This window comes from Psychromonas arctica, from assembly GCF_038155225.1.
In the GTDB taxonomy this organism is placed as follows: Bacteria; Pseudomonadota; Gammaproteobacteria; order Enterobacterales; family Psychromonadaceae; genus Psychromonas; species Psychromonas arctica_B.
This window is the reverse complement of the sequence record NZ_JBAKBA010000033.1, coordinates 1-19995: the sequence shown is the minus strand read 5'-3', so window position 1 is coordinate 19995 and position 19995 is coordinate 1. Positions and strand designations below refer to the sequence as shown.

Sequence of the window (19995 nt, the reverse complement as noted above, 5' to 3'; positions counted from 1 at the left end):
GTGTCAGCATTAGATCTTATTTATCAACGTAGTTCATGTCATGTACATGAGATGCAGCATCCTGCACCCGATAGTGAAAAACTAAAACGTATCTTTCAAGCGGTAATGAGCGCGCCTGATCATGGCAATATCAAACCATGGCATTTAGTGGTTGTTGATACAGAGTATGTTCCAAGCATGTGCGAGTCAATGTGTCATGCTTGGCTGGATAATGCTGGTCATATTGAACCTGCGCGCATTCGTCGGTTAACCAACTACTTAAAAGATGCACCAATGGTGGTACTGGTTTCAGCTGATATCGTCGAACCTCATGCAGTGTCTAGAAGAGATCAAGTGTTAGCTGCGGCAGCAGGATGTCAAAATATCTTGCTAGCAGCAGAACAAGAAGATATCGCAGCTATTTGGTATAGCACCGATGCTGCGGAACTAACGCAAGTTCATGAGTTATTTGGCCTGACTAAACAGCAAGAACCTGTTGCTTTTATTATGCTAGGGACTAAGAAAGAGCATCGTATTAAAAAACGTTCAGATGTTGCTCCACACTGTCATAAATGGATTGGTAATAATCAATTAACGCCGTTATTTGAATCAACGAATGAAAGTGTTCGTAAATAAGTGACGCTCACTTGTTGGTGATATTGTCATCAGAATAATAGTAAAATGTACTAGTAATTTAGACGTAAGTTATATTAGTTTAAATACAAAAGGCCGATAAAAGCTATTATTTTTATCGGCCTTTTTACTGCTTATTTTTAACTAAATTAGTTTTGATTAAAGCGGCGTAAAGTAGATAACACATCGATTAATAAAGTGATATTAAATTTATCATTGTGTTCATTTGCTTCAATATGTTCACCTTGCCAGTCAATACTATTAATATCTCCATTACCTGAAAACTGTGTGATTTTACGGTCTTCGTAGATAATATAATTATTAATGTCACCTGATAAAACATATTCTCTATCATTGTCTTTTAATAAATAATGACCACTACTGTATTGATTACTTTGATTTTCAATACCAAATATATCCTGCATAAGTGTTGGGATAATATCTACATGGCTGGTCATTCTATAGATAGTTCGAGGCGCTTTATTAGGCCAAATTAGCACCATAGGTACATTCGCACCGCTGATTAAAGCATCATTTGTATTCTGCTCTTTAAACGATTGACCATGTGTTCCAGTAATGACAATAACTGTATTTTCATATTGTTTTTGTTGCTTTAATTTATCAATTAAACGGGCTACTTGGTTATCAATAGTACTCACTTGTGATTGGTACAACGCTAAGCGCTCTGTTTGTTGTGGGATCGATTTTTTACTTGGTTGGTTAAATAAGTGCTCGTTTTGTTGTTCCAAATATATATAACCAAACCAAGGAGTGGTCTTGCTTTGAGAGGTTATCCATTCACCCCATTGTTGAATCACTTGATTATTGTTTTGTGCTTTTGAATAATAGACGTTGTTTTTGCCTTTTAAGTGACTAAAGCTACTTTGTAAAAATTTAGGATGTACAAAACCTATGCTTGAAAAAAGACCAATAGGACGATTTTCTTCGTTAATTTTAGTCATGAAAACAGGTGGTATATGGTTCTCAGTGACCCCGTACCAATAACTATTAGGCAGGCCATAAAACAGGCTGAATACACCTTGTTCGTTATTATTTGCACCACTGAAATGATTTTTAAAATTAATACCTTGATCAGCTAGTGCTTGGAGGTTTGGCATATTTTGAGGGTTCAGCATGTCCGCTCTTAAAGACTCGATATTAATAATTAATATATTCTTATCAGCGCTTGCAGTTGGACTCTTTGAGTAAACTAACTTCTCAAGTGGATAGTTGAGTTCTTGTTGGTTTGTACCAGCAGCCCCAAGCTCTCTTTTTTGTATAATATCCTCATTTAACCAACCTTGTTTTTTAAGGAAAGTACGTGCAGTCATAGGATAAGAGAGAGGGTATAAGGATTTTTGATGAGTAATTGGACGATATTGAGTTGCATCAGCCCAAATAAACACAAGGTGACTCAGTACAAAACTAGCAAACAAGAATAAAGCAATCGGTTTACCTATCTGCTTTGCTTGTATGTTGCGAACTTTTTTCCATAGAATTAATGAGAAAAAAACTTCTAGCGCGAAGGTAATAGGAATCGAAATATAATGTAGGTTAATTGAATAAATTTCTTCTACCTGTTCTGGTTTTTGTAAAAATTGCCAGATCAGAGGGTTCAGGTGAAACTCATAAAGTCGGAATATTTGTGTGTCAACAATTAAGAAAGTGATTGCCGTAGTGGCGATCAAAATGGAAATTAACCGATACAATAAATTATTCGATATAATAAATGCTAAAGGAAATATTAGGATGCCGAATACAACGGCGGAAAGAAAACTAAAATGCCCTAATAAACTGACGAATTGATAGACAATGCCTAACCCTGTGTCAGCTAATCCTGAATATGCAATATACCGTAAGCTAATTAAAGAAATAGCAACGATATTGAAAAACGTAAACCAATGCGCCCATGCGACTTTTTTGGCTACGTTATCGTGAAATTTATGACCCGTTTCAACCATCTGCTTTATTTATCTTTTAAATTGATAGAAGCACTTAATGCTTTTACAAATTTGTCACTAATGGCTTTACGTTGTGAGGTTGGTACCTGACTATTGATAACATGTGTAATGCTGTTACCAAGTATCATTAAGCTCAAATCTACTGACACATCATTTTCATGTAATACTTCCATTACTTGGTCAAGGATAGATTCTATTTTCTGGCTAGAGTACTTTGATTGAATTGGCATAATAAACTTCTAATGTAAGGAATAATAATTGCGTTATGATACCGCACTCGTATTATTATACCAATCACTTAACAACGCGAATTTTAAAAGTTGATCAGATAATTAACCTAATATTTCCTGTTTCAAGATCCTTTGCTGTGTGTATAATTTATCAATTAAGTTCTTTCGCTTCCAACAAGGTCATTTTTCTATGAACGTTTCCGCTACTAACATTATTTTACACTCTTTGAATTACAACAGTGAAGGCGTCTTAAAATGTAAAATGCGCGAAGGTGAGTTACCTATTTCACCTTCTATTGAACAACTTGTGATGGATTTACACCGCAGTTATCAAAGTAAATCGAATAAAGCATTCGCTTATTTTGCTAATGAAGGCGAAAAATCCCAACTATTCCAACGCGCATTAACCGAAGAATTAAATGGTGAGTTAGATTTCGTTGGTTTTTCTCAACAAGCAGCAGGGCGCTTTGTTGATGAATTAAAAGAGCATGATTTTGCAGAAGAAGGTGTATTACTAGTTAGTAAATATACTTGGACAACCAGCGACTATTTATTAATTGCATTATTACAAAATAATCAATCGATAAGTGTGAATGAAAATTTAGAGCTGCAAGTCAGTCAGCACATTGAAACAAGTAAGATTCAATTAGTGGCACGTATCGATTTAACGTTATTAAAGCGTGATCCTGAAGCCAATCGTTATATTTCATTTATCAAAGGACGTGTAGGTCGTAAAGTTTCAGATTTTTTCCTTGATTTCATGGGCGCTAAGGAAGGTTTTGATGCAAAAGTACAAAATGAAGGTTTATTAAAAGCCGTAGAAGAGTTTTGTGAAAAACAAGAGCTGCCAACAGAGCAAAAACAAGCAGTACGAGAAGTGACTTCTAATTACTGTAAAGAGCAATTAAAAGAGGGTGAAGATATTGATTTGTCGGCACTATCAGAAGAGTTTCAAAGTACTTCAGATTTAGAAGGTAGTTTTTATGATTTTGTGAGTGAAGATTATCAACTAGAAGAAAATTTTCCAGCCGATAGAACACTCATGCGTAAATTAACTAAATATGTTGGCACAGGGGGTGGCATGAATATCAGCTTTGACCAAAAACATTTAGGCTCTTCTATTAAATATGATGAAGCATCCGATACGCTGACCATTCAAGGTATACCGCCTAATTTACGTGAACAACTTAAACGTGATGCCTTAATTGACTCTGGTGAACTCGTTATTACAGAAACAATATTGGATGATGGCAAAGCGCCATTTTAATTAACCGATTTAATTCATTGTTGTTGTTAAGCTACTTAATTCGCCCAATAACAAAGGTTAAGTAAGAAGGGTTAAGCAGCTTAATTACAATAGATAAGAGATTAAAAATGAAATTATTTGTACGTGACTTAACGGTTATTGATTCAACTTACTTAGATGCAAAACGTGGTTTTGTAGGGGATAGTTACCAAGTTGATGTGGTATTAGATGGCCAGTTAAATGAGCAATCTATGATTTTAGATTTTGCATTGGTTAAAAAACAAATCAAAGCGATTATAGATTCAGAAGTCGATCATAAATTGTTGGTACCACAAGCCGCTCCTAACTGTACTGTGACATTTGAAGAAGATCGAACACAAGTGGATTATGTACTGAATGACAATAGTGTTATTCAATTAAAAAGTCCTCATGAAGCTTATTGTTTATTAGACAGTGAAGATATTACGACAAGCCTATTAGCCAGTTACCTAGAAAAAGTGATATTAAAAAAACTACCAGATAATGTGACGGGTTTAAGCATTGCATTACGTCCTGAACAGATTACAACGCCTTATTATCACTATACGCATGGACTAAAAAAGCATAATGGAAATTGCCAACGCATCGCACATGGTCATCGCTCTAAAATTGATATTTTTATAAACGGTGAATATAGTGAGTTATGGGTTGAAAAGTGGACTAAGCGTTGGACAGATATTTATTTAGCAAGTACAAGTGATGTGCTAGATCGTAGTGAACTATCTTTTATTACTGCTAAATCAAATGTACCAATGCATTGTTCTGCTTATCATGCGCCGCAAGGTTACTTTGAACTATTAATGCCTGCGAGTCGTTGTGAAGTACTTGATAATGATACAACAGTAGAGGAGTTAGCTCGCTTTATCTGTGAAACCATTAAACAGGAAGAGGGTGATAACAGCGTAACAGTGTATGCATACGAAGGTATTGGTAAAGGTGCGATTGTAGAACTTTAATCGTTTATGTTTTCATCACTTAAATATGGAATCGTGCTTGTGTTGCAGTGATTTGCTATGATGCTTTTATAAGACATTGCTTTACTTGCTAAAATTGAAATTAATACTGAGGTTTTAAAATGCCAGAAGAAACGATTTTTAGAAAAATAATTGATAAAGAGATCCCATCGGATATGCTTTATCAAGATCAATACGTTACTGCTTTTCGTGATATTTCACCACAAGCTCCAGTGCATATTTTAATTATTCCCAATAAACTGATTGCAACCGCGAATGATATTGAAGTTGAAGATGAGTTTTTAATCGGCAAAATGTATACAGTCGCTAAGCAATTGGCTAAGCAAGAAGGCATCGCAGAGTCTGGTTATCGTTTAATTATGAATTGTAATAGCGATGGGGGACAAGAGGTCTATCATATCCACTTGCATTTGTTAGGTGGAAAAACCCTAGGTAAATTAATTGCCTGAGCTAATGAGTTAAGTTTAATAATTTCAGAACTTTAGAGTAAGGTTAATGCCTTACTTTTGTTATTTTTCTTTTATAAGTGGAGTTTACGATGAAAATACAGTCTAGTTTTTGGCTTGCAGTCGCAGCGACTTTAATGTTGTCAGCTTGTTCTACATCAGTTGAACGTTTAGATGCGCAAGAGCAAATTGATTTGAGTGGAGCTTGGAACGATACCGATTCACAGCTTGTGGCTCGTGAAATGATTGAAGATTCTTTATCTCGAACTTGGATCTCAAAGTTTGTACAAAGTGAAGGTAAAGATCCGGTTGTGATAGTGGGACGCGTTAAAAACTTAAGCCATGAACATATTAATACTAATACGTTTGTTGCCAATATGGAGCGCGAGTTAATAAATTCAGGTGAAGTTCAATTTGTTGCAAGTTCTGCTAACCGTCAAGAAATTCGAGATGAACGTGCAGACCAAGATTTAAATGCAACAGAAGCAACGCGCAAAGAAGCAGGGCAAGAATACGGCGCAGATTATATTATGCAAGGTCAAATCAATACGATTGTTGATGTTGATGGCACAACACAAGTTCGTTATTACCAAGTTAACTTAGAGTTAATTAGCCTTAAAGATAATCGTAAAGTTTGGGTTGGTGAGAAGAAAATTAAAAAGCTGATTAAAAACAGTAAACTTCGTCTATAAGCATATAACTGATATGTAGTGTGTTTAAGCACACTATCAATAGGCTCGAATACGGGCCTATTTTATTTAAAGTGGAATTATTATGCACAAATTGCTTATTGTTCTTTTATTATTGCTAACGGGCTGTGTTGCCCAACAAAATAACAATAAACTAGCTAATGAGCTAAGACAAACAAGTCCTGAACATATCCTTTCTATCTTACAAGAGAATAAACCCGATACCAGTGATATTGCTCAGTATTATCTTAACCTAGGCTATCTACAATTGTTGTCTGGTGAGTTTACATCTGCCATAGAATCTTTATCTACCGCGAATAATGAAATGCAATTATTGTCTGCTATTTCTATCACAGAAAATGTCGCAGCGGGTACTGTCAATGAGACCTTAAGGCGCTACAGTGGTTATCCATTAGACCGAGTCATGGTCCATAATATGTTGGCTTTAAGTTATCTATTTAACCAGGATATCGAAGGTGCACGCATTGAAATGTTGCAAGCAGATGTTGAAATGAAAAAGTTGTCAGAAGGTGAAGACCTGAGCGGTCAATTAGCAAGTACACATTTATTATCCGCTATTATCTATGAGCTATTAGATGAACGGTCAGACGCATTTATTAGCTATCAATTAACAGAAAATATACTTAATAAGCGTCAAATAGGATTACCTGAAGGTCTAAAGTTAGGCTTGCTTCGTGCAAGTAAAAAGATGGGAAATGATCAAGAGTACGATCGTTACAGTAAACTATATCCTAGCCTTGCAAAAAAAACTAACTTAAATAAACAAGTCTTTATCTTATATTTTAATGGTGTGGTCTCTAATAAAGAACAACGTAGCATAGTCGTGCCCAGCTTTAATGGTAGACAGTTAATTAGAGTCTCTGTACCTGGTTATCCAAATACAAGAATATTGCAGCAACAAGCAAATATTAGTGATGGTATACATAGAGTAAATAGCGCCTTAATTGAAAATATTGATACTTTAGCAAGAGAAGATTTAGATAAAGAATATCCTTCTATTCTACTACTCACTACTACTCGTGCTGTTGCAAAATACAAATTAGTAGAAGAAGCACAGAAAAAAGATCCATTGTTAGGCGCTTTATTAAATCTTGCGACTCTTTTAAGTGAAGTAGCCGATCTTCGTAGTTGGAATATGCTGCCAGCAACCGTACAGTTTGGTTATTTAGAAACAAGTTTTGATAATATTGCTATTTCAACAAACAACCAAAGTGAGAATCCAGTCAATTTAAACCAAGGTAAACAACATGTTATTTTGGCAACTGGTTTATCTGATAAAATTTTCCATTACCAACAATAATATTTCGTGTTAATTAATGCTCATTAAGAAATCAAAAGTATTAACGAAGCTAAAAAATTAAAAAGCTAAGGAATCAGTATGAAAAAAATAACATTAGCATTACCTATTTTATTGTCGTTGTTTTTACTCAGTGCGTGTGCAGCACCAACAAATGAAGAAAAGGCTGAAACAGAGCGACCAGATTGGATTGATCATGCTCAGAATAAATATTCTGGCCAAGTTTATTTAACTGCAGTAGGTGATGCTTCAAATCGTACTCGCGCTTCAAAAAACGCGATCGCAAATTTAGCTGAGATCTTCTCTGTTAATGTAAAAGCGGAAACAAAAACATTAACAGAAGCAGTAAAGGAAGAAAGCGTCCTAGGGGTGACAATGGAAAGCTCAAGTACTTTGCATAGAAATATTGAAACGGAAAGTGAGCAGGCAATTCAGGGAGTAGAAATAAAAGAAAGTTGGTTAAGTCCTACTGGTGAATATTATGCACTTGCTGTTTTGCATCGCATTAGCGCAGCACAAAACTTAACGGAGTCAATTATAGATTTAGACGAACAAACGGCTGAGTTAATTGATTATAGTATTAACGTTGCACCTAACTCGATTGTAGCGGTTAATGCATTACGAACTGCTAGAGATATACAAATAACACGTAAAATGGCAGACTTACAACTTAATTATATTAGTGGTAGTGGTATTCCTGTTGATATTTTAAGTCAAAAAGTAGAACAATTAATTAGACAACAATTGGCATCATTAAAAGTCAGTGTAGAGGCTGATATTGAGTCACAACAGTCCTCACTTGAGGCTGGACTATCTCACTTAGGTGTTACAGTAGTAGATGCATCGCCATTACGAATATCAGCAAAGATGGATATGATTAAGCCTGCCTATATTGATGCTTGGCATTGGTTACGTGGTAGTTATGTGTTAACCATTACTGAGAATGACCAAGTGATTAGCCGTAAAAGATGGCCAGTTAAAGTATCTTCTAAACAAAAAGAATTATTAACACCTCGATTACAAGATAAATTAAATAGCCGTATGAATGAATATTTACAGCAGTTAATTAGCGATTCTCCAACACTTTAATTTGTTGGTATAAATCACTTAAAATAGGCGTTGCAATGTTATGTTGTTGCGCTTTTTTTATAAGGTAACCATTGATATATTCAATTTCAGTCTCCCTACCGTAAAAAATATCCCTATTCATTGATGAATAATTTCCAGCAGTTGCTTTAATAACATTTGAAACAGTTTGTTGTAACTCGGTCAATTCAAAATCAATCTGCTCAGCTTCTGCAATACTAAATACTTCTAATACTAAAGGTTGAATTAAAGCTTTGTATTGTGATGCTTGTAATTGACCATTGGTAATTTGATGGATCGCCGTAAGTGGATTAATAGCGGCATTAATGATTAACTTTAGCCAACATTTCTCAAGGATTTTCTCGGTCCAATATACATCTGCCATTACATTTTGCAAAGGCTCAAGGTGTTTTTTTAAATTATTATCAATAATAGTGAGTTTATAAGTTGATTGAAAAACACCAAAATAACTAGGTCCTATGCCAGTATGAGTGACATTCAATGGACTATTTAATAAGCTTGCATTTGCAGTTGTTGCACAAATGATAGAGTTCTCTGGAAAGTGATGTTTTACTTCTTCTGCACAACCATAACCATTATGCATTAAGATAATAACTTGATGAGGACTTATATGCTGCTGTTGATTGAGTAAAGCAGAAAGTACTTGAGGTGCTTTAACACAAACTAATATAGTGCTTTGTTGGACATCTACCTTCGATGTTAATAATTGCTGACTATGTGAAATAGCAAATTGATGCTGTTGCCCCTGTAAGTCAGTAAAATATAATTGTTGCTGAGGGGGTTTAGCACTGGGGCGAGAAACGAGATGACATGGATATCCAGATTGATGTAGTTTTGCTAACCATAAGCAACCAATCGCACCTGCACCAATAATCTGAATCATATAATCCTCTACATATTTGTTAACTGACTTATTTACTCACTTGTTCGCTTATTATTAGACCATTTAGTGGGTTGTTTATGTATCGCGATTAGCTAGTCTCTTCATTATGCTAATTTGTATTATAAGATACAAGCAACAAAGTAGAGTGTATGGATAGATGATTGAGTCGTTTTCTGGTAAATTCATCTGATATTATTTTAAACTGTTTATTAAGGAATAAAAATGCCTTCATTTGATATTGTCTCAGAAATTGATTTGATAGAAGTAAAAAATGCTGTTGATAACACTAGCCGTGAGCTTGGTACTCGTTATGACTTTCGTGGTGTAAAAGCATCTATCGCACTTAACAAAGAAGTGGTCAAAATAGAAGCAGAAGCGGATATGCAAATCAATGCATTACGTGACATGTTGCGCGCAAACTTAGCTAAACGTGGTGTTGATACGCGCGCTATGGATGCAGAAAAATGTGACCAATCGGGTAAGTTTTGGTCTCAAAATGTTAAGTTTAAAGTAGGTGTTGATCAGCCGACAGCTAAAAAATTGGTAAAACAAATCAAAGATAGCAAAATTAAAGTTCAAGTTTCTATTCAAGGTGATCAGTTACGTGTAACAGGTAAAAAACGTGACGATTTACAACAAGCGATGCGCTTAGTTAAAGAATGTGATCTTGGAATGGGCTTTCAATTTAATAACTTTAAAGACTAATATTCAAACGGATAAGTGAACTAGGGCTTTAATATAGCTAGTTCACTATATTGTACTTCCATTATTGGTCATTTTTTATAATGTGTAGTTTATGCTGCACATTTTATAATGATTACATTAGTCTAATGTTCAATAAAAGCTTTTGGAACTGTGTTAGCTCTCTGCGATATACATTTCTATGAGTTGTTCAAACTCTCTGTGCATCTCGTTATGATCAGCTAAATTAAGCTCAATGATACGTTTTAAATGGGTCATTGTTTCTAATTCAATAGTAGTAAATTGAATACCTAATAACAGCTCTTGTTGATGGCAAACTATACCATTTAATAACAGTTGCACATCAGATCCTTCAAGTATTAGATTTATCTGAACCTGCTCGTGAATAACATTAGGGGAAAGGGTTGTAACAGCAATTAATGCGCCATTGAGTGAAATATCAACTAGTGATGCATCAAAATCATGTGCTGGAATTTTTCCATCAAAAATAAGCGAGCAGTGACATTGAAATTTTATACGTGAAAACTTACGACGTTCAGACATAATTATTCCTTTAGTGAACATTTAGCGTGCATTAATGTTGCAAATATATTGTTTATATATGATAGGTAACTCTTGTTGAATTAGCGAATTACCTAACACTGGATGTTGCTTTAGCGTACTTGAAATAAGATTTAAATCTAATTGAGATAAAAATTTATCTGCTAACGGAAAATAACTGATGTGCCAAGGCTCTTGGGCAACACCACCTTGATCGTGTTGATAAGGACGATAGAAGCCAAACTGTTGAATATTATTACCTAACCATTCTGTTAACTCTGAAAAATAACCGCCATTTAAGTATTCATTTTTTTGTAGCTGTAAAGATTGATTCGAAGGCAGCAATGTCGGATCATAAACATCAATATCCGTTCCCCAATGATGGCGGCTCGCAGAGGGAAGGGCAGACCAATGCAATAATTTATAAAGTTTCTCTACTTCGCTTATATTTTGAATATCGACAGGTTTCTCATTTTTATCCAAAATAGCCGTAACGCCAGAATATTTATTATTCCAAATGTGCATTTGACGCTCAAAGCTGCGAAATGCACTTGCAATATGCAAAGTAAAGCCTTGTTGCTTAGCTGCCCGTTGAAGGGCAGTGAAGTCAGCAATAACTTGTTTATGTAGCAGTCTGTTGGGTGCAAACTCAACAAGATGAGTTTGCACTTGACCGGTTAATTGCATCGGCGTCATGGCAATCGAGGTCATGCAAGTAGATTCTTAAGGGTTAATTTAAAGATATCTACTAGTTCGTCTAATTGCGCGATATTAGTCGATTCATTCACTTTATGTATCGTGGCATTGATTGGGCCTAATTCAACGACCTGAGCACCTGTAGGCGCAATAAAGCGTGCATCAGAAGTCCCACCACTTGTTGATAGCTCTGTTGTGATACCATTAGTTGATAAAATCGCTTGTGCTACTGCATCGGTTAACGAACCTGGTTCGGTGATAAAAGGTTGCCCGTTATAAGTCCACTTAATATCGTATTCAAATTCTGCTTTATTAAGAATGCGTTCAACTTTTTCAGTTAAAATGTCAGCCGTTAATTCCGTAGAGTAACGAAAGTTACATTGTACGATAGCATCACCAGGAACAACGTTACTTGCACCAGTACCTGAATTAAAATTAGTAATTTGAAAGCTCGTTGCTGGGAAGTATTGATTCCCTTTATCCCATTCAGTTTGAAATAGTTCGGTCAATACTGGTGTCGCAAGATGAATAGGGTTGTTGACTAGATGAGGGTAAGCAACATGACCTTGTGTACCTTTAAAAACAATATCAGCAGTTAATGAGCCACGACGACCGTTTTTAATGATATCACCAACATGGCTAGTGCTTGATGGTTCACCCACAATACAGTAGTCAATTTTTTCATTTCTAGCTTCTAAAACATCAATAACACGTGTTGTACCATTAATAAATGGGCCTTCCTCATCACTTGTGATTAATAATGCAATAGAGCCTTTGTGATCTTTATGCTCTTCAATAAAGGCTTCCAAACCAATGATGAAAGCTGCAATACCACTTTTCATATCGGCAGCACCACGACCATATAACATACCGTCAATGATAGTCGGTTCAAAAGGAGGCGTATCCCATTTACTTTCTGGTCCTGTTGGCACAACATCTGTATGCCCTGCAAAACAGAATAAAGGAGCTTCAGTACCTTTTCTCGCCCATAGATTTAAGGTGTCTTCAAATTCCATGGTTTCACATACAAAACCTAGTTTTTCTAAACGAGCAATAAGCAAGTCTTGGCAACCGGCATCTTCGGGAGTTACCGAACGTCGGCTGATTAAGTCTTCTAATAATGTTACAACAGGCGAGTGAGTCATTGTACTTCCTTATACTGCAAAAAATTGTTGATAGTTTTTAATATTAAACCCGACGATAGCATTACCTTGATGAATAACAACAGGGCGTTTAATTAAAGTAGGGAATTCGATAAATAACGGACGAACAGTCGTTTCATCAAGTGTTTCTTTTTGTTGTTCAGTGAGGGCTCGGTAGCTTGTACTGCGTTTATTGAGCAGTTGTTCCCAACTTGATGTGACGTACAACTGTGCTAGTAACTCGTTATCTAAACCATCTTTACGGTAGTCATGGAAAGTAAATGGAATATTATTATCGTTAAGCCATTTTTGGGCTTTTTTTATCGTATCGCAATTAGGGATACCGTACATGATTGTTGTCATAATAAATGCTTACAAATTGAAATAGAAAGAATAATTAATTGTAGCAAAAAAAGGGACAAGAAGAAAAATTTAAGCGAGGTCTCTAAGCTTGGTCTTTATAAAGTAAAAGAGTCGCATAAGCGACTCTTCAATAACAATACAAGGTTATTATTATTTAACGATTTTAAGAACAATATCAGTAGCAACTTCAACAGTGCCAGACATTTTTTGTAGTTCTTTAATTTCATCCATGTTTGAAATAACAACAGGTGTTAAAATCGATTTTGCTTTTTCAGTTAAGAACGCAAGATCAAATTCAATGATGGTATCACCAGCTTTAACTTTTTGGCCTTCTTGAGCAATACGAGTGAAACCTTCACCTTTTAACTCAACAGTATCAATACCAAAATGTACAAATAATTCAATGCCAGTATCAGATTCTATTGAAAATGCATGGTTTGTTTCAAAAATTTTGCCAATTTCACCATCACAAGGAGCAACCATTTTGTTACCTGTTGGGCGAATGGCAATACCATCTCCAACAATTTTTTCTGCAAAAACTACATCTGGCACATCTTCAATTGCAACAATCTCACCAGAAATAGGTGCAATAATATCAATGGTATTTGCTGTTGGTGTACTGCCTGTAACTGCTTTTTTTAATGAATCAAAAAAACCCATATTAGTAAACTCCAAGTTTTTAATAGAATAAAATAAAAAGGTAATATTAGGTTGTTATATTACCTTTTTATCAATTAGTTAACTAATACCTTTAGCATGATTGAAGTCGTTAACTAGCGCTTCGATTTCTGCAGCTGTTGCCATAGAAAGTGCTTTGTCTGCTAATTCTTTCGCATCTGCAAAAGTGGTACTACGAATTATTTTCTTAACAGTTGGAATCGAGATTGCACTCATAGAGAACTCATCTAATCCCATACCTAATAATAGTAATGTAGCATGCTCATCACCTGCTAATTCGCCACACATACCTGTCCATTTGCCTGCTGCATGAGAAGCATCAATGACAGATTTAATGATCGTTAATACAGACGGTGTTAATGGGTTGTATAGATCTGAAATTAATTCATTACCACGGTCAACAGCAAGGGTATATTGTGTTAAATCATTAGTACCAATACTAAAGAAGTCTACTTCTTTAATTAAGTGGTGTGCAATTGCAGCCGCTGCTGGTGTTTCAATCATAACACCGATTTCAATCTCTTTGTCGAAAGCAACGTTTGCTTCAGTTAAATCTGCTTTCAATGTCTCTAAAATATCTTTCAGTTTGCGAATTTCTTCAACTGAAATGATCATTGGGAACATAATGCGAATTTTACCAAATGCAGAAGCGCGTAATAGTGCTCGCAATTGAGGATTCATTATTTCAGGACGGTCGAAACAAATACGGATCGCGCGCCATCCTAAAAATGGATTTAATTCTGTTGGTAAGTTTAAGTATGGTAGATCTTTATCGCCACCAATATCCATCGTACGGATAATACAAGATTTACCTTCCATCGCTTCAACTACATCTTTATAAGCAAGGAATTGCTCATCTTCTGTAGGTAATTGGTCTCTATCCATAAACAGAAACTCTGTGCGGTATAGACCAACACATTCAGCACCGTTACGTTTAGCACCATCAGTATCTTTAACTGAACCGACATTTGAACCTATTTCTACTTGATGACCATCTAGCGTTGTTGCAGGAAGGTCTTTTAACTTAGCAAGTTCAGCTTTTTCATTTAAGAAATCATCACGAACTGATTTTGCTTCAGCTAGCTGAATTTTGGTTGGGTTAATAATGATCTTGTTATTCATTGCATCAAGAATAACCATATCACCATTTTTAACACATTTAGTAATATCATTAGTACCAACGATAGCTGGAATTTCTAATGAACGTGCCATGATTGATGTGTGAGAAGTACGACCACCAATATCGGTAATAAAGCCTAGTACTTTATCAAGGTTAATTTGTGCTGTTTCAGAAGGTGTTAAGTCATTTGCAATTAAAATAACTTCTTCTGATATATCACTTAAATTAATAAGTTCGATGCCCAATACATTTTTTAATAAACGGTTACCGATATCGCGGAAATCAGCAGCACGTTCACGTAAATAAGGATCATCTAATTCTTGCAACATTTGTGCATTTTCTTCTACAACCGCATTGATAGCGAAGTCGGCAGTACACTTGTTGGCTTTCATATAGGTGATGATATCTTCTTCAAGCTCTTCATCTTCAAGCAGCATTATATGCCCTTCGAAGATCGCTTCTTTCTCTTCACCAAATGTCTCAAGAGCTTTTTGCTTGACTATTTCAAGTTGAGCTGAAGTTTTTGCTCTGCCATCAACAAATCGAGTTATTTCATGTTCAATATTGCTTACTTTCTCAGTATTGAGAGAAATTTCGTCTTCTTGTAATAACAACGCTTTTGCAAACGTAATACCAGGGGATGCCAGTATGCCAGATATCATAACCTATCCTTAAACTACTAAATTTAATCTAATAAAAGATACTTGAATTAAACTAATGTTGCCATTAACTCAACTAGCGTATCAACAGCTTTTTGCTCATCAGCGCCTTCGGCTTTGATGTTTACTGAAGTGCCTTGAGTTAAGCCTAAAGTTTGTAGTTTGAAAAGACTTTTAGCGCTTGCAGATTTAGTTCCAACTTCAACTGAGATGTCAGATGCAAATGATTTTGCTTCTTTCACAAATTGAGCAGCAGGACGAGTATGAAGGCCGTTTGGAGCTGTGATAGTTACTGTTTTTTGATACATGGTAACACCTTAAATAAAATTGAATTTTTAATGATAGCGATTTTAATTGATATAGATAAAAATTGCTATTGAGTGACATTGGAATTGTCAAAATGAACAATAATAAACACTAAAAATGAGAGGTAGAAATAACATCTAAATGATAATACTTCTTAACTAGAATATTGTGCTTCAACTCAAGTAAATCCGTGTTTAACGTGCCTTTTTTGAAAAGTCCAAAATCATATTTAATGATCCTAAATAAGGAGAGATAGGTCAACGACTTTCTCCTCTTTGAAGGCTAAAACTACGTATTATTGTTGTTTTTGTGCGTTTTTTGACCGCAGCTGAATTTCGACTTTCATTTCATATAAAAAAAGGTACTAAAAAGTACCTTTTTTAATCCATGTTTTAGATGTTATGCGAAGTTTTCACCTTCAAAAACACCAGCAAAAAGCGCGGTTGATAAATAACGCTCACCAGAACTTGGCAAGATTACAACAATATTTTTATCTTTGAATTCAGGTTCTGCTGCTAAACGTGCTGCTGCTACAACTGCTGCACCAGAAGAAATACCGGCTAAAATACCTTCTTCTTCCATTAAACGACGAGCCATATTAATTGAATCTTCGTTGCTAACTTGTTCAGCTCGATCAATTAATGACATATCTAAGTTTTTAGGAATGAAACCAGCACCGATACCTTGGATTTTATGTGGACCAGGTTTAATGTCTTCGCCTGCTAATGTTTGTGAAATAACAGGTGAATCTGTTGGTTCAACAGCAACACTGATGATTTTCTTACCTTGGATTTCTTTAATGTAACGACTTACACCAGAAATTGTACCACCAGTACCAACACCAGCTACAAAAACATCGATTTCACCGTCAGTATCATTCCAGATTTCAGGACCTGTTGTATCAACATGGATTTGCGGGTTTGCAGGGTTTTCGAATTGACGTAATACTAAGTATTTACCAGTTGTAGAAGCACCAAGTTCTTCTGCTTTATTGATTGCGCCTTTCATGCCTAATGCACCATCAGTTAGTACTAAGTTAGCACCTAATGCTTTCAATAATTTACGACGTTCAACACTCATTGTGTTTGGCATTGTTAGAGTGATTTTATAACCTCGAGCTGCGGCAACAAAAGCAAGTGCAATACCAGTATTACCACTGGTTGCTTCAACTAATTCAACATCTTTTGTTAATGTGCCATTTTTCTCAGCTGCATCAATCATGTTTGCACCGATACGGTCTTTAACACTGAAACTTGGATTACGACTTTCAACCTTTACAAATACATTACCAGTTGTCACATTATTTAAACGTACTAATGGCGTATAACCAATGGTTTGTGAATTATCGCTAAAAATCTTACTCATAATATTGTTCCTATCAGTTGGGTGTTTGAATTATTAATGGATAGTAGCATATCCAATGTGTGCAAATGGGGAAGTGAAATTTTGTTATACCATATAGATTTTTGAGCTATGTAGAGTTTGCAGTGTAGTGAGCCTTTAAAATTGAGATTCAAATCCAATTAATGCTTGGCTATTACCATAACCAGGTAAACTTTCATTAGAAAATAAAACTTTAACTTTACTAAATGGGGTTGTTTGAAAACTTATTCCTGCACCTAAAGCAAGTGTGCTGTTATAAATATCTAACACCTCAGAATTTTCGTTATATTGATAAAGAACATTATTTTTGGTCATTTCACTTCGAACGTTGTATTCAGAGTCAGATAGTTTACCGAATAATTCAAACTGAAAATAATGGCTGTTAGCTTCAATGAAAGGGATTGAAATAATTTCATATTGATTACTTTTTACAAAGGTACTGTCTTTGATTGAAGTATTGAATGAAACGCTTCGATAAAAGCGGCTAAAAGCAGAGTTAAGGTATTGATAGGTTGCGTCTGGTATTTGGTATACCGTCAAAAAAGGATAATCAAAGAAATCGTTACCATTTAAACTATTTTGGTAGTCCATTTGCAATTGATTTTTAGGTATGTCTTTAGCAAAACTTGAAACAATAGAAGAGCTTAATAGTATAAAAACAAATAGTCGTAATACAGGTAAGCCCCTCATTAAATATCCCATGTTCTGATAGTATGATTAATATAATCAAATTATAATAGAACATTTTTTGTGTTTTTTATGTATTACCTGTTAAAAATTCTAAGTAATGTCCCAGTTTTTGCAAAACTTCTATCTTTTCTGGGCTATGTTGATGCTCAATTGCTAGTATTTCTAAACGAGCGACATAATTATCGACATGTTCAATAAGATAAGCCTCCCTGTGTCTTGCCCATTTTTGTTGTTCTTCAAGTGATAAAATTTGTGGATAATTCCTTGCTTTGTATCGCCACCATAAATTATCGAAATTAGGATCATCAAAAGTAGCTTGGTAATCAGCTATCTGTTGTGGTGACAAAGTTGTGATCGCTTTTGCTTGATTTTTGTCATTGGCTGTCGGAAAACCTCCAGAATATAATTTTTGCTCTGGCTGCTGCTCTTTATTACTTTTAGATTCTATATCAAAAACCGCGATTAATTTTTCAACTAAGTGCTTATTCGCTGAAAAAGTATCCATAGATTGTCGGCATTGTTTTGCTTCCACACCTAATTCTTTTGCTCGTTCAGCACTTAATGTTTTTGCACTTGCGACAATAGGGCATTTATTAATATGGATTAATTTAATCGGTGGTCTGTTGATCCCTTCTGGTAAGTTATCTGTTGCGGTGTACAAATATGATTGGATCTCTTCAATACTTAACGATAACAATTGTGAAATATCTTTATTTAAATCGAGGACAATGACTGCGTTATTATTTGTTGGATGTTGTGCTATCGGTAAAATATAAGAACAACAACCTTGCATTGCAGTAAACATGCCTGAAATATGAACCAAAGGAGTAAAGGTGCCTAATTTCAATTCATTCAGTACTTTATTTTTTTGTCTCAAGCTATAGCAATAATCATATAATTTTGGGTGTGTGGTTTTGATTAATTTTGCCATCGCAATGGTTGCATAAACATCAGACATAGCATCATGAGCTTGCTGATGAATAATGTTGTTGGCTTTTGTTAATAATTCCAGTTTAAAACTTGGTGCATCGTTTTCATCAAATACCCATTCAATGCCATCAGGTCTAAGTGCATAGCAAGCACGAACCATGTCAATAATGTCCCAACGAGAACACCCATTTTGCCATTCTCTCTGGTAAGGATCGTGAAAATTACGATACAAAGTAAAACGTGTAACTTCATCATCAAATCGAATGTTGTTATAGCCAACGACACAAGTGTTTTTTTGTTGAAATTGTTGCAATATATTAAATATAAATTGGTTTTCAAATTCACCATGTTGCAATGCATATTGCGGTGTTATGCCTGTCACTAAACACGCTTCTGGGGCTGGCAAGTAATCATTAGGTGGTCTGCAATACCATTGATAAGGTTCAGAAATGACATTCAAATCAAGATCGGTACGAATTCCTGCAAATTGAGAGGGGCGGTCCGTTCCTGGATTTAATCCGAAAGTTTCATAATCGTGCCAGAGAAGGCTTGGAGATTCTTGATTCATATTCTTTTACCTATTGCTTGAGTCATTATATTGTGGCTAATTTGATCATAAAAAGCGAATCAATTGCAATAAATGTCTTTGAAATTAAGTAGATTCTGTCAAGTTAGCTTCTTAATATCTTTAAATATTGTTTAACTCTTCTTTTGACGTTGATTATTTGCTATTTGAAGCGGTAGTTACAAGATTGTGAAATTAAAGTTGTTATTTTTGATGGAGTGTAACAACTATTGTTTCATTTTTTAACTTAAAAAAGGGAAGGGCAATGTTGGGACTTTAAATTTAAATAGTTTACCTTTCAGTAGGTTTTAAGGCTTTTAAGTCATAAAAGACTGTTAAATTAAACCGCTTATTTTAAATGTTTTTCTATAAACAATAGTGAAATTATCTTTTTTTTGTTTTATTGGAAAATATTAATTCATTTTTTGAATAGACAATCACAACTTTATGTTTGTTTAGATTTCGTATGCGATTTATTTTGTTACAGGCACAAAAAAGCCTACGTATAGCAGGCTTCAAATATTCTATTTAATTAAACTTATTTAGAAATAAGAACTAGTAGGACTAGCACTTTATTTTGGGTGTTAACTTGGTTCGATTTCGTTGTTCTATCTGCCATGCCATTTCATACATTTAATTTAATGTATTTTATTACAGGCATAAAAAAGCCTGCGTATAGCAGGCTTCAAATATTCTATTTAATTAAACTTATTTAG

21 protein-coding genes are annotated in these 19995 nt (G+C 34.9%); 8 read left to right on the top strand and 13 right to left on the bottom strand.

Annotated elements, in window-relative coordinates; translation table 11 throughout:
- Positions 1-615: a nitroreductase gene (locus tag V6255_RS13270; protein WP_341628592.1), complete on the top strand. Its 615-nt coding sequence runs from the start codon at positions 1-3 to the stop codon at positions 613-615.
- A 146-nt stretch (positions 616-761) separates the two neighbouring features.
- On the opposite strand, the gene V6255_RS13265 is transcribed toward V6255_RS13270, so the two are convergent.
- Entirely contained in the window at positions 762-2573 is a 1812-nt protein-coding gene (locus V6255_RS13265) for a DUF3413 domain-containing protein (RefSeq protein ID WP_341628591.1), read from the bottom strand.
- Between the two features lie 5 nt (positions 2574-2578).
- Positions 2579-2803 (bottom strand): DUF1414 domain-containing protein, encoded by a 225-nt coding sequence (locus V6255_RS13260; protein ID WP_160062201.1) that lies wholly within the window; start codon positions 2801-2803, stop codon positions 2579-2581.
- 190 nt (positions 2804-2993) lie between these two features.
- Here V6255_RS13260 and yejK point away from each other — a divergent pair, with 190 nt between their 5' ends.
- The 6 genes from yejK to V6255_RS13230 all read left to right on the top strand — a co-directional run bounded on the left by yejK (position 2994) and on the right by V6255_RS13230 (position 8604).
- A complete protein-coding gene (yejK, locus tag V6255_RS13255; RefSeq protein ID WP_341628590.1) occupies positions 2994-4070 on the top strand; it encodes a nucleoid-associated protein YejK in 1077 nt (358 codons plus the stop codon).
- A 107-nt stretch (positions 4071-4177) separates the two neighbouring features.
- A complete protein-coding gene (locus tag V6255_RS13250; RefSeq protein ID WP_341628589.1) occupies positions 4178-5044 on the top strand; it encodes a 6-carboxytetrahydropterin synthase in 867 nt (288 codons plus the stop codon).
- A gap of 119 nt (positions 5045-5163) precedes the next feature.
- Complete coding sequence (locus tag V6255_RS13245; RefSeq protein ID WP_341628588.1) at positions 5164-5511, top strand: HIT domain-containing protein; 348 nt, start codon at positions 5164-5166, stop codon at positions 5509-5511.
- 89 nt (positions 5512-5600) lie between these two features.
- Positions 5601-6200 (top strand): penicillin-binding protein activator LpoB, encoded by a 600-nt coding sequence (locus V6255_RS13240; RefSeq protein ID WP_160062193.1) that lies wholly within the window; start codon positions 5601-5603, stop codon positions 6198-6200.
- An 82-nt stretch (positions 6201-6282) separates the two neighbouring features.
- Positions 6283-7518 carry a hypothetical protein gene (locus V6255_RS13235; protein WP_341628587.1) on the top strand — a complete coding sequence of 412 codons (1236 nt, stop codon included), beginning with the start codon at positions 6283-6285 and terminating at the stop codon, positions 7516-7518.
- A gap of 78 nt (positions 7519-7596) precedes the next feature.
- Positions 7597-8604, top strand: coding sequence for an LPP20 family lipoprotein (locus V6255_RS13230; protein ID WP_341628586.1), 1008 nt, complete (start codon positions 7597-7599; stop codon positions 8602-8604).
- Here the strand turns inward: V6255_RS13230 and V6255_RS13225 are convergent.
- Positions 8582-9505: a 2-dehydropantoate 2-reductase gene (locus V6255_RS13225; protein ID WP_341628585.1), complete on the bottom strand. Its 924-nt coding sequence runs from the start codon at positions 9503-9505 to the stop codon at positions 8582-8584. The two genes, V6255_RS13230 and V6255_RS13225, sit on opposite strands and share 23 nt — an antisense overlap.
- A 222-nt stretch (positions 9506-9727) precedes the next feature.
- Here V6255_RS13225 and V6255_RS13220 point away from each other — a divergent pair, with 222 nt between their 5' ends.
- Positions 9728-10210, top strand: a complete 483-nt coding sequence (locus V6255_RS13220; RefSeq protein ID WP_160062185.1) for a YajQ family cyclic di-GMP-binding protein — start codon at positions 9728-9730, stop codon at positions 10208-10210.
- Between the two features lie 153 nt (positions 10211-10363).
- On the opposite strand, the gene V6255_RS13215 is transcribed toward V6255_RS13220, so the two are convergent.
- The 10 genes from V6255_RS13215 to sbcB all read right to left on the bottom strand — a co-directional run bounded on the left by V6255_RS13215 (position 10364) and on the right by sbcB (position 19282).
- Entirely contained in the window at positions 10364-10750 is a 387-nt protein-coding gene (locus tag V6255_RS13215) for a PilZ domain-containing protein (protein ID WP_341628584.1), read from the bottom strand.
- Between the two features lie 21 nt (positions 10751-10771).
- Complete coding sequence (locus V6255_RS13210; RefSeq protein WP_341628583.1) at positions 10772-11458, bottom strand: M15 family metallopeptidase; 687 nt, start codon at positions 11456-11458, stop codon at positions 10772-10774.
- Positions 11455-12588, bottom strand: coding sequence for a succinyl-diaminopimelate desuccinylase (gene dapE / locus V6255_RS13205; protein WP_341628582.1), 1134 nt, complete (start codon positions 12586-12588; stop codon positions 11455-11457). Before dapE ends, V6255_RS13210 begins: the two co-directional genes overlap by 4 nt.
- 9 nt (positions 12589-12597) lie before the next feature.
- Entirely contained in the window at positions 12598-12948 is a 351-nt protein-coding gene (locus V6255_RS13200) for an ArsC family reductase (protein ID WP_341628581.1), read from the bottom strand.
- A 150-nt stretch (positions 12949-13098) separates the two neighbouring features.
- Positions 13099-13608: a PTS glucose transporter subunit IIA gene (crr, locus tag V6255_RS13195; protein ID WP_341628580.1), complete on the bottom strand. Its 510-nt coding sequence runs from the start codon at positions 13606-13608 to the stop codon at positions 13099-13101.
- Between the two features lie 78 nt (positions 13609-13686).
- A complete protein-coding gene (ptsI, locus tag V6255_RS13190) occupies positions 13687-15408 on the bottom strand; it encodes a phosphoenolpyruvate-protein phosphotransferase PtsI (protein ID WP_341628579.1) in 1722 nt (573 codons plus the stop codon).
- Positions 15409-15455: 47 nt separating this feature from the next.
- Positions 15456-15713, bottom strand: coding sequence for an HPr family phosphocarrier protein (locus V6255_RS13185; RefSeq protein WP_025564234.1), 258 nt, complete (start codon positions 15711-15713; stop codon positions 15456-15458).
- A gap of 397 nt (positions 15714-16110) precedes the next feature.
- Positions 16111-17076: a cysteine synthase A gene (gene cysK / locus V6255_RS13180; protein WP_341628578.1), complete on the bottom strand. Its 966-nt coding sequence runs from the start codon at positions 17074-17076 to the stop codon at positions 16111-16113.
- Positions 17077-17211: 135 nt separating this feature from the next.
- Complete coding sequence (locus V6255_RS13175; protein ID WP_341628577.1) at positions 17212-17784, bottom strand: hypothetical protein; 573 nt, start codon at positions 17782-17784, stop codon at positions 17212-17214.
- Positions 17785-17851: 67 nt separating this feature from the next.
- Positions 17852-19282: an exodeoxyribonuclease I gene (gene sbcB / locus V6255_RS13170; protein ID WP_341628576.1), complete on the bottom strand. Its 1431-nt coding sequence runs from the start codon at positions 19280-19282 to the stop codon at positions 17852-17854.
- Between the last annotated feature and the right edge of the window lie 713 nt (positions 19283-19995).

Bases quoted from the DNA above. Each gene is read 5' to 3' on its own strand.
- V6255_RS13265 (WP_341628591.1), bottom strand. From the start codon at position 2,573: ATGGTTGAAACGGGTCATAAATTTCACGATAACGTAGCCAAAAAAGTC.
- V6255_RS13260 (WP_160062201.1), bottom strand. From the start codon at position 2,803: ATGCCAATTCAATCAAAGTACTCTAGCCAGAAAATAGAATCTATCCTT.
- yejK (WP_341628590.1), top strand. From the start codon at position 2,994: ATGAACGTTTCCGCTACTAACATTATTTTACACTCTTTGAATTACAAC.
- V6255_RS13250 (WP_341628589.1), top strand. From the start codon at position 4,178: ATGAAATTATTTGTACGTGACTTAACGGTTATTGATTCAACTTACTTA.
- V6255_RS13245 (WP_341628588.1), top strand. From the start codon at position 5,164: ATGCCAGAAGAAACGATTTTTAGAAAAATAATTGATAAAGAGATCCCA.
- V6255_RS13240 (WP_160062193.1), top strand. From the start codon at position 5,601: ATGAAAATACAGTCTAGTTTTTGGCTTGCAGTCGCAGCGACTTTAATG.
- V6255_RS13235 (WP_341628587.1), top strand. From the start codon at position 6,283: ATGCACAAATTGCTTATTGTTCTTTTATTATTGCTAACGGGCTGTGTT.
- V6255_RS13230 (WP_341628586.1), top strand. From the start codon at position 7,597: ATGAAAAAAATAACATTAGCATTACCTATTTTATTGTCGTTGTTTTTA.
- V6255_RS13225 (WP_341628585.1), bottom strand. From the start codon at position 9,505: ATGATTCAGATTATTGGTGCAGGTGCGATTGGTTGCTTATGGTTAGCA.
- V6255_RS13220 (WP_160062185.1), top strand. From the start codon at position 9,728: ATGCCTTCATTTGATATTGTCTCAGAAATTGATTTGATAGAAGTAAAA.
- V6255_RS13215 (WP_341628584.1), bottom strand. From the start codon at position 10,750: ATGTCTGAACGTCGTAAGTTTTCACGTATAAAATTTCAATGTCACTGC.
- V6255_RS13210 (WP_341628583.1), bottom strand. From the start codon at position 11,458: ATGACCTCGATTGCCATGACGCCGATGCAATTAACCGGTCAAGTGCAA.
- dapE (WP_341628582.1), bottom strand. From the start codon at position 12,588: ATGACTCACTCGCCTGTTGTAACATTATTAGAAGACTTAATCAGCCGA.
- V6255_RS13200 (WP_341628581.1), bottom strand. From the start codon at position 12,948: ATGACAACAATCATGTACGGTATCCCTAATTGCGATACGATAAAAAAA.
- crr (WP_341628580.1), bottom strand. From the start codon at position 13,608: ATGGGTTTTTTTGATTCATTAAAAAAAGCAGTTACAGGCAGTACACCA.
- ptsI (WP_341628579.1), bottom strand. From the start codon at position 15,408: ATGATATCTGGCATACTGGCATCCCCTGGTATTACGTTTGCAAAAGCG.
- V6255_RS13185 (WP_025564234.1), bottom strand. From the start codon at position 15,713: ATGTATCAAAAAACAGTAACTATCACAGCTCCAAACGGCCTTCATACT.
- cysK (WP_341628578.1), bottom strand. From the start codon at position 17,076: ATGAGTAAGATTTTTAGCGATAATTCACAAACCATTGGTTATACGCCA.
- V6255_RS13175 (WP_341628577.1), bottom strand. From the start codon at position 17,784: ATGAGGGGCTTACCTGTATTACGACTATTTGTTTTTATACTATTAAGC.
- sbcB (WP_341628576.1), bottom strand. From the start codon at position 19,282: ATGAATCAAGAATCTCCAAGCCTTCTCTGGCACGATTATGAAACTTTC.